Source organism: bacterium, assembly GCA_035529855.1.
In the GTDB taxonomy this organism is placed as follows: domain Bacteria; phylum RBG-13-66-14; class B26-G2; order WVWN01; family WVWN01; genus WVWN01.
This window is the reverse complement of sequence record DATKVX010000007.1, coordinates 30,464-42,588: the sequence shown is the minus strand read 5'-3', so window position 1 is coordinate 42,588 and position 12,125 is coordinate 30,464. Positions and strand designations below refer to the sequence as shown.

At 63.7% G+C, this 12,125-nt stretch carries 14 protein-coding genes and 1 pseudogene; 9 read left to right on the top strand and 6 right to left on the bottom strand.

The window, feature by feature from the left end; translation table 11 throughout:
* Nucleotides 1–49: 49 nt before the first annotated feature.
* The 5 genes from VMX79_00775 to VMX79_00755 all read right to left on the bottom strand — a co-directional run bounded on the left by VMX79_00775 (nt 50) and on the right by VMX79_00755 (nt 3,605).
* Nucleotides 50–652: a class I SAM-dependent methyltransferase gene (locus VMX79_00775; GenBank protein HUV85628.1), complete on the bottom strand. Its 603-nt coding sequence runs from the start codon at nt 650–652 to the stop codon at nt 50–52.
* Between the two features lie 2 nt (nt 653–654).
* Entirely contained in the window at nt 655–1,065 is a 411-nt protein-coding gene (locus tag VMX79_00770; GenBank protein HUV85627.1) for a hypothetical protein, read from the bottom strand.
* A complete protein-coding gene (locus VMX79_00765; protein HUV85626.1) occupies nt 1,058–1,717 on the bottom strand; it encodes a class I SAM-dependent methyltransferase in 660 nt (219 codons plus the stop codon). Before VMX79_00765 ends, VMX79_00770 begins: the two co-directional genes overlap by 8 nt.
* Before the next feature lie 115 nt (nt 1,718–1,832).
* Complete coding sequence (locus tag VMX79_00760) at nt 1,833–2,585, bottom strand: glycosyltransferase (protein ID HUV85625.1); 753 nt, start codon at nt 2,583–2,585, stop codon at nt 1,833–1,835.
* A gap of 18 nt (nt 2,586–2,603) precedes the next feature.
* A complete protein-coding gene (locus VMX79_00755) occupies nt 2,604–3,605 on the bottom strand; it encodes a glycosyltransferase (protein HUV85624.1) in 1,002 nt (333 codons plus the stop codon).
* A gap of 136 nt (nt 3,606–3,741) precedes the next feature.
* Here VMX79_00755 and VMX79_00750 point away from each other — a divergent pair, with 136 nt between their 5' ends.
* Entirely contained in the window at nt 3,742–4,569 is an 828-nt protein-coding gene (locus VMX79_00750) for a hypothetical protein (protein ID HUV85623.1), read from the top strand.
* 5 nt (nt 4,570–4,574) lie between these two features.
* On the opposite strand, the gene VMX79_00745 is transcribed toward VMX79_00750, so the two are convergent.
* Nucleotides 4,575–5,102 (bottom strand): shikimate kinase, encoded by a 528-nt coding sequence (locus VMX79_00745; protein ID HUV85622.1) that lies wholly within the window; start codon nt 5,100–5,102, stop codon nt 4,575–4,577.
* 158 nt (nt 5,103–5,260) lie between these two features.
* On the opposite strand from VMX79_00745, the pseudogene prfB reads away from it, so the two are divergent.
* The 8 genes and pseudogenes from prfB (at nt 5,261) to VMX79_00705 (ending at nt 12,114) form a co-directional block, all read left to right on the top strand.
* A pseudogene (gene prfB / locus VMX79_00740) lies at nt 5,261–6,377 on the top strand (peptide chain release factor 2).
* On the top strand, nt 6,374–6,994 hold the full coding sequence (locus tag VMX79_00735) for a hypothetical protein (GenBank protein HUV85621.1): 621 nt from the start codon (nt 6,374–6,376) through the stop codon (nt 6,992–6,994). The pseudogene prfB and the gene VMX79_00735 overlap by 4 nt, the downstream one beginning before the upstream one ends.
* A 46-nt stretch (nt 6,995–7,040) precedes the next feature.
* Nucleotides 7,041–7,457, top strand: coding sequence for an energy transducer TonB (locus tag VMX79_00730; GenBank protein ID HUV85620.1), 417 nt, complete (start codon nt 7,041–7,043; stop codon nt 7,455–7,457).
* The gene (gene lysS / locus VMX79_00725) at nt 7,441–8,958 is read left to right on the top strand and encodes a lysine--tRNA ligase (protein HUV85619.1); all 1,518 of its coding nucleotides are present in this window, start codon (nt 7,441–7,443) and stop codon (nt 8,956–8,958) included. The genes VMX79_00730 and lysS overlap by 17 nt, the downstream gene beginning before the upstream one ends.
* Nucleotides 8,959–8,982: 24 nt before the next feature.
* Entirely contained in the window at nt 8,983–9,699 is a 717-nt protein-coding gene (locus tag VMX79_00720) for a DUF6064 family protein (GenBank protein ID HUV85618.1), read from the top strand.
* Nucleotides 9,693–10,346 carry a DUF6064 family protein gene (locus VMX79_00715; protein ID HUV85617.1) on the top strand — a complete coding sequence of 218 codons (654 nt, stop codon included), beginning with the start codon at nt 9,693–9,695 and terminating at the stop codon, nt 10,344–10,346. The genes VMX79_00720 and VMX79_00715 overlap by 7 nt, the downstream gene beginning before the upstream one ends.
* Nucleotides 10,343–11,320: an ABC transporter ATP-binding protein gene (locus VMX79_00710; GenBank protein HUV85616.1), complete on the top strand. Its 978-nt coding sequence runs from the start codon at nt 10,343–10,345 to the stop codon at nt 11,318–11,320. The genes VMX79_00715 and VMX79_00710 overlap by 4 nt, the downstream gene beginning before the upstream one ends.
* Nucleotides 11,317–12,114, top strand: a complete 798-nt coding sequence (locus VMX79_00705; GenBank protein ID HUV85615.1) for an ABC transporter permease — start codon at nt 11,317–11,319, stop codon at nt 12,112–12,114. The genes VMX79_00710 and VMX79_00705 overlap by 4 nt, the downstream gene beginning before the upstream one ends.
* The last annotated feature ends 11 nt before the right edge of the window (nt 12,115–12,125 follow it).

Sequence of the window (12,125 nt, the reverse complement as noted above, 5' to 3'; positions counted from 1 at the left end):
GGCGCGCCTTCGTAGTTTACGAGAGCGGTTCCGGCGGCGCGGGGAGTATCTACCCTATATCTCCCTTGACCGTCCACGACAGGCCGTTGCCTATTTCGAGCACCGTCGTCGCCGCGCCCGTGAGGCCCCGGAGCCACCCCAGGAAAGGCGCGGCCTCGCCCGCGTGCGAGAGGACATTATCGGCCACTAGCGACGCGCCGACCGCGAGCCTGGGCCAGAGGAGCTCGCCGTACGCCACGTACTCGTCCTTCGCACCGTCGACGAAGGCGAAGTCGAACGGCTCGTCGAACGTCGCGAGCGTATCGCGCGCGTCGCCCGCCCGAATCTCGACGAGGTCCGCGACGCCGGCCGACTTTAGGTGGTCGACCGCCACGCGGATTATGTCTGGATTCCTCTCCAGCGTCACGAGGGAGCCACCCGTTGCCGCGCACGCCCGCGCCAACCACAACGCCGAGTAACCCGCGCTCGTGCCCACCTCAACTATGCGCCGCGCGCGCGTCGCGAGCGCCAGCAGGAAAATAAACTCCGCCGAATGGGGGTGCAGCGCGCGGAAGCGCTGCTCCGGCGGCAGTCCCGCGCGCCGCTGGCGCCCGTCCTCCAGGCGTACCGCGGCCTCGACCGACCGCCACACCTCCAGGTCGAAATTCGACATGGCTACTCCTCTACTTCAGCGTCCACCCCATACAAATCCCGCGCCGGGTCGAACTCCAGGTCGAAGCCGAGCTCCATGTCCCACGTCGAATCGGGCATATCCCACGTAAGGATTTCCTCGCGTATCGCCTCGGCGAAAGCCGGGTCGCCTATGGTATCGCTCTCGATTTCGACCGCGGTCACCCCGCCGTCCGAGGCTATCGTAAGGTTAGGGTGAAGGGCCCCGGCGGGGCCGTCCGCGCCGAAGTGCGACAGGTAGATCTCTTTCAACCGCGGCTGCTTCTTGGCCAGAAGGACCGCGAGCTCTACCGTCCACGAGAGGGCGCCGGTCAAAGCGTCCAACAGGCCGGCCGCGGCGGGGGCGACGACGGCCGCTATCAATAATACCGTTAAAAACGTTCTCGCTCTAACCATAGGTAACTTTTCTACCGCGCAGCGCGAAGTGCGGGTGCGGGTAACCACGGGTTAAATCGAACGTCTCCACCTCCAGGCCGGCCCGTTCCATCGCGACGCGGTAATCGTCGCCGGCGCGCAGGAATACCCCGGCCCCCTCCGTCAGGCCGAGTACGCGCACCGCGAGCCATTCCTGAAGGTAACACCAACGTCGTTTCCAAACCGGCCGGTCCGTCATCTCTTTTATGATGAGGTACCCGCCCGGGCGCAGCCTGCTCGCCGCGAGCCGGATAAGCTCGTCCTGACGGCTCGGCGGGAGAAGGTACAACATGTCCACGACCGCCACGGCGTCGAACGGGCCGCGGCTCTCCACGTACGCGTACGCGTCGTCGAGTACGAACGCTACGCCCTCCCGGCCGGCGGCGGTTTTGACGGCCGCGTTAATCTTTCTCTCGTCAGCGTCGACGCCCACTACGTCGAGCTCGGGCCGGCGCACCTTAAGGACGTTCGCGAAGACGCCGGCGGAACAGCCCAACTCGACCACGCTCGCGACGTCTCGCGGCACGAGCGCGGCCACCTTCCCGAGCGGCGCCGTAGCGTACCGGACGCGCGCGTAAAGGCGCTCGCGCAAAGACAGGCCGGCGTATAGAGGTGCGATATCCGCGTAGGGCATCTTCGGCCGGGCCCTCCCGGCCGCCCTCCCGATAACGTACGCGCCGGCGAACCGGCCCTTCCGACGCTCGCCCGCCCGCGGCAGAACGCGCCGGACGCGACGCGAGCGTACGGGATTAATCCGGCGCGCGGGGCTCGGGTTTCTCGTCGGCTATGGCCGGGCCCACGCGCCACGTCCCGAACAATTTTTTAAACCGCCGGGCGAACAAGAACAGGAAGTTTCTCGAGCCGTCGCGCCACAGCGAAAGTTTGGATTCGCCCCGCCGCTTCACGTAGTGGAAATGGACCGGGACCTCGCGCGCGCGGAGGCGGCCGCGCTTCTCGAACACCTCGAGCTTCAGCTCCTCCGAGAACGGCATGCCGTCCGACGTCACGTTCACCTGCTCGAGTACGTCGCGCCGAAAACACCACATCCCGGACTGCGAGTCCCGTATCCGAAACCAGTACAGGAGTGCGATCGTGAGGTTGAAGACGCGGTTGCCGAGGTAGCGTAGAATGTAATCGAAGTTCTCCTGCCAGTCGGCGGCGATACGCCAGGCGCTGATAAAATCCAACTCGTCGGCCACGAGGACGTCGATAAGATAAGGTATGGCGTTGACGGGGTACGTCGCGTCGCCGTCCAACGTGCAAATGACGTCGCCCGTGGCCTGCGACAGGCCGGACTTGTACGCCCGGCCGTAACCCGGGCGCGCCTCGAAGACGACCCTGGCGCCCCCTTCCCGGGCGGCCGCCCCGGTCCGGTCGCTCGAGTTGTTGTCTACTACAATAACCTCGTCGACTAAGGAAGGCATCTCCCGCAAACATTCGGCGACGCCCTCTTCCTCGTTATAGCAGGGCATGACGACCGAAATTTTTAAGCCGTGGCGCATAATCGGCCGAACCTTAACTCAATATCGTCTTTGGAGCAAGAAATAACTCGCCGTTCCCCACGCGCCGCCGGCGAAACTGAAGGCGAGCTCGAGCGGAAGGAACGCCAACGCGCCGAGCGCCATAGCTACGCCACGACGCGCCAGGAACGCCAGCCACCGGAAGTTCAAAGCGTAGACGGCGACGAGCGTCGCCGCCGCGCCCAACGCGGCCCACTCCCAAGCGAACGGCGCCAACGCCGCCCATAATAAAAAGAGCGCCGGCGCCGGCAACGACATTATGAAAGACGTCGGCACCGACGTCCGGTTGGCCCCCGCGCCCCGGCGCCTCCCCATCCGCAATAGGCAACGCGTAAGCGCCGCGCCCCGTCGGAACGCCGTCGTCAACGCGCCCACCGTGCTATATACCTTCCGGTGCTCGACTTCGACGTCTTTATCGAGCAGGACCCGGACGCCGCGCGCGGCCAACGTTCGCCCGAAAGCGGTATCCTCCACCGACGGCCGCTTGTAATCTTCGTCCATACCCCCGGCCGCCAGGAATACGTCTTTCTTAATCGACGCGCAGCTGGTATAGAAGAGGTCCACCCGCGCCGGCAACTGCAGATAGGTGAACCGCATCCAGAGGTTTTTATATTTACTGGCGAAATCCGGCAGCGCCGGCAGCTCGGCCTCCACCCCCAAAACGGCGTCGACGCCTTCGGCGTACGCGGCCGCGACCTCTTCGAATATACCGGCCGGGACGAAGACGTCGGCGTCTACGAAGAGGAGGACGTCGTTGCGGGCCGCGCGCGCGCCGGCGTTGCGGGCCGCCGCGGGGCCCGGGCCGCCGTCGTTCGGCACGACGCGAAGCCCGGCACTCTCCGGCAAGGCCGCCAACGAGCCGTCGGTTACGCGGTCGTCGACGACGACCACCTCGCCGGCCGGCGGCTCGGCCGCGAGCGCCGTCCGTACGGCCGCCGCCGCCAGCGCGGCGCCGTTCCCTACGGGCATTATCACGGATATGTCGGAAGGACCGTACGTCATTTTTTATAAAACTTACAAACGCGCGCCGGGCGATTCCTCGCGGGGCTTCCGCGACCCCGCCCGGCCGTCGGGACGTTCCTACAGTACTTCAGGGCGCTTCGATTTCGTGTTAAACTAATACGGCCTTGCGTCGATTATGTCCGAAGACCTAAAAATATACGCGCTCTTCGGCGGCGCCGTCAACGAGTCCCTATTTCCCGCGACGCTCAATGCGGCTTTCGCCGCCGCGGGCCTGAAATGGCCGTACGTACCGTTCCGGGCCGACGGCGAAACGCTGACCGGGTTGTTCGCGCGGCTCGCGACCGACGGCCTGGCCGGCGCCAACTTCATCTACCCGTGCGAGGAGGCCGCGGCCTCCCTGTGCACCGAACTCTCGCCCGAAGCGGCTGCGTTGGCCGCAGTCGACGCCGTTCGCTGCACCCCGGGCGTCGTGGAAGGTTTCAAACTCGACGTTTACGCTTTCGCGCGTTCGCTGGACGAATTGGGGCTGGACGTCGTCGGCAAACCGGCGTTGGTCTTGGGCGGCGGGCCCGCCGCCCGGGCTTGCGGCCTCGTACTAGAGCAAGCGCGCGCCGCCGTCACGTACGCGGTGCGGGACGTAACGCGGCCGCGGCCGGGGGTATCGAGCCAGGCCACGGTCATAAGGATGGAGGACGCATCGGCCTTCCCGGCGAATAAAAAGCCGGTTGCCCTTATTAACGCCGAGCCCGCGACGCCGGCCCCTGACTTACCTCCGCTCAACTACGACGCGATACCCAAGGATTGCTTCGTATTCGACCTAACTTATACTCGGCGGACGGGTTTACTGGAAGCGGCGGAAGAACGCGGCCTCCGCCACGCCGACGGCCTGGCTATGTTCCTTTATAAAAGTTGCCGCGCGTTCGAGTTGTGGACGGGAGGCGAAGCCCCGTTCGACGTGATGCGCCGCGCCGCCGCGGCGGAACTCGCCAAGCGCGACCCGTAGGGGAATTACTCTTCGCTCGTCACCCCCACCAATTCGATAACGCGGTCGACGACCTCCGCCGGCATAAGCTCGTCGGTTTGGATTTGCAGCGGCACCTTGTCGTATACGGCCCGGCGCTCCGCCTTAAGCTCCCTGATGCGGGCGAGCGGGTCCGCGCTCTGGAGCAGCGCGCGCGGCTCCTCGCTCTCGAGCCGTTCTTGAATAGTTTCGGGGCCGGCCCGCAAGGCCACCGCGACGCCGGATTCCTCGAAGAGGCGGTAATTCTTGTCGTCGAGGATGGCGCCGCCGCCGGCGGCCACGACCAGGCCCCGCTGCGACGCGAGTTCGGCCACCAGCAGGTTCTCTTCGTCGCGGTACCGGCCTTCGCCGTAGCGGGCGAAGACGCCGGGGATGGATTCGCCCAGCCGTTCGGCAATAACGGCGTCCATATCGACGAACCGCCGCCGGAGCCTCCCCGCCAGCAACTTGCCGACGACCGTCTTTCCGACCCCGGAAAAACCCACCAGGTAGATATTATCCTCGGGAGTTATCATCCGCCGCCTCCGCACGCGCAGCGAGGTTACCATACCGCGGCGACGGGTGTCAACTACGCGACGAAGGCCCACGGCGGGCCGCAGAGGGTCCTCGTTAACGGGCGCTTGCCGCGGCGCCGCCGTTGTGGTATTATTCCCGGCATAACTACGGAGTTCCGATGATGGAAGACATAAGCGAGCTCGAGCAAAGATTAGACAGGCTCTCACGCGCGGTGGACGACGTCCGGGAGGGCCTTTGACCCGGAAAAAACCGTCAACCGCATCGTCGGCCTCGAGGAGAAGGCCGCCGCACCGGACCTATGGGAAAATCGCGACCAGGCCCAACGACTACTGGCCGAGCTGAGTCGCCTAAAAAAACGGGCCGAAGCGTTCGCCGCGGCCGAAAAAAGACTCGAGGACCTGGGCGTCTTCTACCAACTCTGCCTCGAAGAACAAGCGGCCTGCGCCGACTTCGGTAGCGAACTCTCGGCGCTGGAAGAAGAGGTCGAACGCCTTTCGCTTTTGACGTTCATGGGGGGTCCTTACGACGGGTCCGACGCCATCGTGGAAGTCAAACCCGGCGCCGGCGGCGTGGACGCCGCCGATTGGGCCGAGATGCTTTTTCGGATGTACCTCAAGTGGTCCGAGGCGCGCGGCTACCAATGCGACATCCTGGCGGCCGAAGCGGCGGAGGAAGCCGGCGTACGATTCGCCGTGTTCGAAGCGCGGGGCGACTACGCGTACGGCAACCTGAGCTGCGAGGCCGGCGTACACCGCCTGGTTCGAATATCGCCCTTCGACCAAAAGAGTCGCCGCCACACGTCGTTCGCCAACGTAGCCGTATGGCCCAAACTCGACGAGACGGTAGAGGTGGATATCGACGAGACCGACCTTAAAGTGGATACTTTCCGTTCGTCGGGGCCCGGCGGCCAGCACGTAAACGTTACGGACTCGGCGGTGCGCATCACCCACCTCCCCACCGGCATCGTCGTGTGTTGCCAGGCCGAGCGTTCGCAGCATCTCAATCGACTTCGGGCGCTGGAGGTATTACGTTCGAAACTGCACAAATTGAAAGAGGACGAACGACGCGCCCGCGTCGAGGACCTCAAAGGGCCCAAGCGCGATATCGCGTGGGGCAGCCAGATACGCTCGTACGTCCTCTTCCCGTACCAGCTGGTCAAAGACCTGCGGACGGGGCATGAGACGAGCGACGTCGGCCGCGTCCTCGACGGCGGCCTTGACGAATTAATCGCCGCGGCCTTGAAGTGGCGCGGCACGAAGGGGGGCCAGGAATGACGGCCGAAAGGTTTTTAAAAACGGCGCTGCGCGGCCCGCCCGCCGTAACGGCTTTCTTGATAATGAGCACGGCGGCCGCCGGCGGCGAAGAGCTCGTCGCGCCGGCGTACCCGGCGGATATCCGGGACAAGCCTTTCGAAGTCAACGTCGTCGTTTGCGGCGCGTCGGAAGCCGGAAAACCCGGCGTTTGCAGGGTCATATATAACGACGGGCCGGCCGCGTTCGCGGACCCCGCCTACGCCGCGTTCGAAAAATGTACGTTCGATTCCGCCCGCGAGCGCGCCACCATTTGGTACGTCTTCCGCCTGATGCGGGATACGGAAGTGGTGGACGCCTCGCGCGAGCCGGAACGAGAATTCGAGGTCGCGCCCGAACTGGTCGAATCCGTCGCGCCCACCTTCCCGCCCGGGGCGCCGTCGCTGACGACCGAAATCTCGTTGGACTTATTCATCGGCCCCGACGGCGGCGTCTGGTACGCGGAACAGGCCGGCGACGGCGCGGACCCGCTTTACGTCGAACGGGCGCTCGCCGCGGCGCGCGAGTTCAAATTCGAGCCGGCCGTCCTGAATGGCAAACCGACGGCGACGTGGTGGCCGTTCATAATAGAATTTAAATAAAGACGGCTCACGACACATAGTCTAGAAGAAACGCCAGGTGGGCATAATGATGCGTTGGATAATTGCGCCGGCCTTGCTCGCGGCCGCCGCCGGGGCCCAGGACGGCTTCGTCCCGGCCCAACCGATACACGTCGAGCCGCTGGGCGAAATCGAAATCGTCCCGGGGGTGGTCTTTACGGACACGGTGGTATTGAAACTCACCCTCGACGCCGAAGGGCAAATCACGGAGGCCGAGGTATGGTCGACCTCCGGCGACGACGAAATCGACGCTACGGCGTTGGCGGCGGCGCGCAAGTGCCTTTTCGCGCCGGCCACCCAGGACGGCGAACCGGTCGAATCGTTCTACCAGATCTACTACCGGCTCTCGGCGTACAGAACGCGCGAGTACCTGAGCGCCGAAGAAAAGGCCGGGACGGCCGAGAAAACGCCTCCCCCCGAGGAGGAAGCTGACGGAGGAAACTAAAAGCCTGCGCGACATCCGGCTGGATAAGCTCGCGCGCCTGCGCGAGCGAGGAATCGACCCCTACCCCGTGGGCTCGACGCGGAGCCACGTCATACGCGACGTCGCGTCGGCCTTCGACGAGCTCGAGGGCAAAGACGTGGCCGTCGTAGGCCGCGTCACCGCGCTGCGCCCCCACGGCAAAGCCTCCTTCGCCGACGTAACCGACGCCTCCGGCAAGATACAATTGTATTTCAAATCGGACCTGCTGGGGGACCGCTACGAGCTATTCGGCCTCCTCGACCTGGGCGACTTCGTGGGCGCCGCCGGGAAGGTCTTCAAGACGCGCACCGGCGAGGTAACGGTCGCGGTCGAGGCCTTCGACGTCCTGGCCAAGAGCGTACGGACACCCCCCATCGTCAAGACCGAAAAGACCGACGAGGGCGAGGTCGTCCACGACGAGTTCGCGGACCCGGAGAAGCGCTACCGGAAGCGCTACCTCGACGTGATGGTTAACCCGCACGCGCGGGCGTGCGTCCTCACCCACGCCGAGTTGCTGCGGGTAACGCGGCGGTTTATGGCGGAACAGGGTTACGCCGAGATCGAAACCCCCATCCTCCAGCCGCTGTACGGCGGCGCCAACGCCCGCCCCTTCACCACCTACCACCGCGACCTGGAGATGGACCTCTACCTTCGCATCGCCGACGAGCTCTACCTCAAACGACTCCTCGTCGCCGGCCTCGAGAAAGTTTACGAAATAGGCAAGGACTTCCGGAATGAATCCATCGACCGGACCCACTACCCCGAGTTCACCATGCTCGAGGCGTACGAGGCCTTCGGCGACTACCGGACGATGATGGCGCTGACGCAGGGCTTGATAATCGCCGCCGCCGAAGAAATCCGCGGAACGTTGAAGCTGACGTACCAGCGTCGCGACGTAGACCTCGAGCCGCCGTGGCCCGAAATATCGATGGTGGATTCCTTAAACGAAAAGCTGAAAGAGGCCGGGATTGGCGACGTGCTCGGCTGCGACGAAAAAAAACTGGAGGACGTCCTGCGCCGGGGCGAATTCGCCGAGCTGTGGCCCAAAGTCGAAGGCCGCTGGTCCCGCGCCCGGGCGATAGACGTGCTGTTCGACGAGATGGTCGTTCCCGGGCTCTGGGCGCCGACGTTCGTTGTCGGCTTCCCGGCCGAGCTTTCGCCGCTCGCCAAGCGGCAAAGCGACAACCCGGCGCTCGCGGAGCGGTTCGAACTATATATATGTAATTTAGAAATAGCCAACGCCTTCAGCGAGCAGAACGACCCCGGCGAGCAGCGTAAGGCTTTGGAAGCGCAAGCGGAAGCTCGAGCCGCGGGCGACGAGGAGGCCCAGCAAGTGGACGAGGACTTCCTGGAGGCGCTGGAGTACGGCATGCCGCCGGCAGGCGGCCTGGGCGTCGGCGTCGACCGCGTCGCGATGGTCCTGGCCGACGCGCCCAACATCCGCGAGGTCATCGCGTTCCCCCAGCTCAGGATTAAAAAGTAACGGCTACCGTCTCGCAACAGGCCTATGCCAACGTACACCGCCGCCGTAGAAGAGATAGAAATCCCCACCCGCGAGCTCGTCTTAGGGCTCGTCGGCGTATATAACCGCGCGTACTGGCCCGCGGCGGCCTTCGGCGCCGCCGTCGCTTTGGCCGCGGTCGCGTTCGTATTGGTCAAACCCGGCGCCTTCAGCGACTTAATAGTCAAAATCTTGCTCAACTTGCTTTGGCTCTGGACCGGCGTTATCTTCTTTTGGGGGCGCTTCGCGCCCGAGTTCCACGTCGCTTACCTCTTCGCCTTCGCCTTTATACTGCAGGGTACTTTTTTCTTTATGGACGCTTTCTTCGGAACGTTGGAATTTCGACCCTTTAAAAGCGCCCCCACCCTACTAATAGGGTGCGGCCTGCTCGCCGCCGCCGGGGTCTTACACCCTATTGTCTCGAGCTGGTCGGGCCGCGGTTGGCCCGCGCTGCGGCTCGTCGGCACGGCGCCGGCGCCCACCGCGGCGTTCACGTTGGCCCTACTCACGTTCACGCTCCATAAGCCGAGGCCGCTGTTTTTCGTAATCCCGGCGGCCTGGGCGCTAATCGCCGGCGTCTGCGTCGCGCAGGCCTGGCGCTTTTACGAGGAATTGATCCCGGCCGGCGTCGCGGCCGTGGCCGTACTTTGTTTCGTAGCCGCCCTGTGCCGAACGTTGCCCGCACGAGAATCTGAAACCGCTGGAGGAGCTACTTCATGGTAACCGCGGAGGCATTTATTTCGTTCCTTGCCGAGTTCAACCGCGCCGTCTTCCCGGCGCACGTCATCTTCTACCTGCTCGCGGTCGGCGCCGCGTTCCTCGTCTTCGCGCGCCCCGGCAAGTGGGCCGACGTCGCGGCCAAAGGTACGCTGGCGGTCCTTTGGGCGTGGCTCGGCATCTTTTATATGATAATGTTTTACACGCGGATTAATTCCGCCGGCTACGCCTGGGGGGCGCTGTTCCTACTGCAGGCGGTTTTCTTCGCCGTCGAAATCTTTTGGCCCAAAATCGAATTCCGGCCTTACGGCCACCCGAAGTTAGGCCACGTCGGCGCGACCGTCGCCGGCTGGTCGCTGGTGGGTTACCCGGTAACGGCGCTGATATTCAAACACGGTTGGCCCGAGCTCGCGCTCTTCGGCTGCGCGACGCCGATAGCGATATTCACGTGCGGGATGCTGCTCTTTACCTTCGACCGCAAGCCGCGCTGGCGCTTCACGTTCATACCGTTCCTGTGGTCCGTCGTGGGCGGCCTCGGCCCCGCGGTGCAGTGGCGCTACTACGAAGACTACGCCCTTTTTCTGGCGGGCCTTATACTCCTCGCCGCCTGGATATGGGCCTCGTATAAATACAAGAAGAAGAAGCAATCATGACGGACGGACTCGGCTTAAAACTCGTAGGCCTTAAGAAGACGTACCCGAAGGCGTTCCGGCGGCCGGCGGTGGAGGCGATTAAAAATCTCGACCTCGACGTGCGGGACGGCGAGGTCGTGGGGCTTCTCGGACCTAACGGCGCCGGCAAGACGACGGCGATAAAGGCCATCTGCGGTTTGTTGAACCCGACCGCGGGCGAAATATTCATAGGCCCATATTCGCTCGCGCGCGAGCGCCGGCGGGCGCTGGCGCGCATGGCGGTGGTGCTCGAGGGGGACCGCAACCTCCGCTTTCGGCTAACGGTGAAAGAAAACGTAACCTTTTTCACCACCATAGCCGGGTGCGACCGGCGGCGCGTCAAGGAAGAGACGCCGGCGGCTCTAGAGCGGTTTCACCTAGCAGGGAAAGCCGACGAGCAAGTACGGAACCTTTCAAAGGGCCAGAAACAGATCCTATCGGTCGCCATCGCGTTCCTTACGCGGGCTGAGCTCGTCCTACTCGACGAGCCGACGCTGGGGCTGGACGTCCAAACGTCGCAGGAACTCCAAACCATCATCCGCGAGATGGCCCGGGAGGGTCGCGCGGTGTTGCTGACCACTCACGAGATGGCGGTCGCGCAAAAGGTCGCGGACCGCGTCGCCATCGTCACCGAAGGGCGGTTGGTTACGTTTAAGCCGACGGAAGAACTCCTGGAACTTTTCCGTTATCACCAATACACCATCCACCTTCGTTGGCCGGAAACGGCGCCCGGAACCGTCGACTTCGGCGACGGCGACGTCGAAATTATACCCGCCGGCGACCATAAACGTGATTTAACCCTCCGCCTCCATACGGACAAGAAGGACCGTTTATACGAAATCCTGGCGAAGCTGCGAAGCGAGGAATGTGATATATTGGAGGTCGCCCGCCACCAACCCGACCTCGAGCGGGTGTTCCTCTCGATAGTCGAGGGCGAAGGGAAGCAGTCACGGTGAAATATTGGCTTCACCTCGCGCGCGCCCACTTCACCGCGGAATTTATTACGCTGTTGCGTTACCCGTTCGACCTGGCGTCGCTGTACCTCATCGTAACGCTACCTTTAGTCGGCATATTCCTGGGCGTTTACGCCTTCGTCCCCGCCGGCCTCGTTATGGGCAGTACGATGGCGTCGGTCTACGTGGGCTACATATTCTGGACGTTCTACGTGCTCACCGTGCAACAGGCGGCTTGGGAAATAAAGGAGGCCGCGACTAAGGGTTATATCGAGCGCGAGTTCCTCACCCCCGCGGGGCACGGCCCGACCATCGTCGCGAAAATATTAGCGGTAAGCACGACCGGCCTGTTTCACTACGCTGTGATCTCCATAACATGCGCGCTGATTTGCCGCTTCAGGTTGACCGTAGACGTGCTGAGCGTACTATTCATATTCTTTTTTTGTTACGTTTTCCTCGCCGGCGTCGGCCTCACGGTCGCCGGCTTCGCGCTCGTGTTCAAACGCATAGGCAATCTGATCGTGTTAGTTCAATTTATATTGATCGTACTCTCGTTCGCGGCGTTGGGCTCCTACCACCCGGCCGCGGAAACCGCGCTGCGGTGGTTCCCCTATACACAGTCGGTACGGTTATTACGCGCCGTCCTACTCGACGGCAAAGGCTTTTCGTACGTGACCCAACCCGCGAACGTCGTGCCGCTGGTCGCGGGGGCGTTAGCTTTCTTCGGCGCGGGGTACCTTGCGTTCCGGTGGCTCGACCGCGCCGCTATGGACCGCGGATTAATCGGCCAGTTCTAAAGGTCAACGAC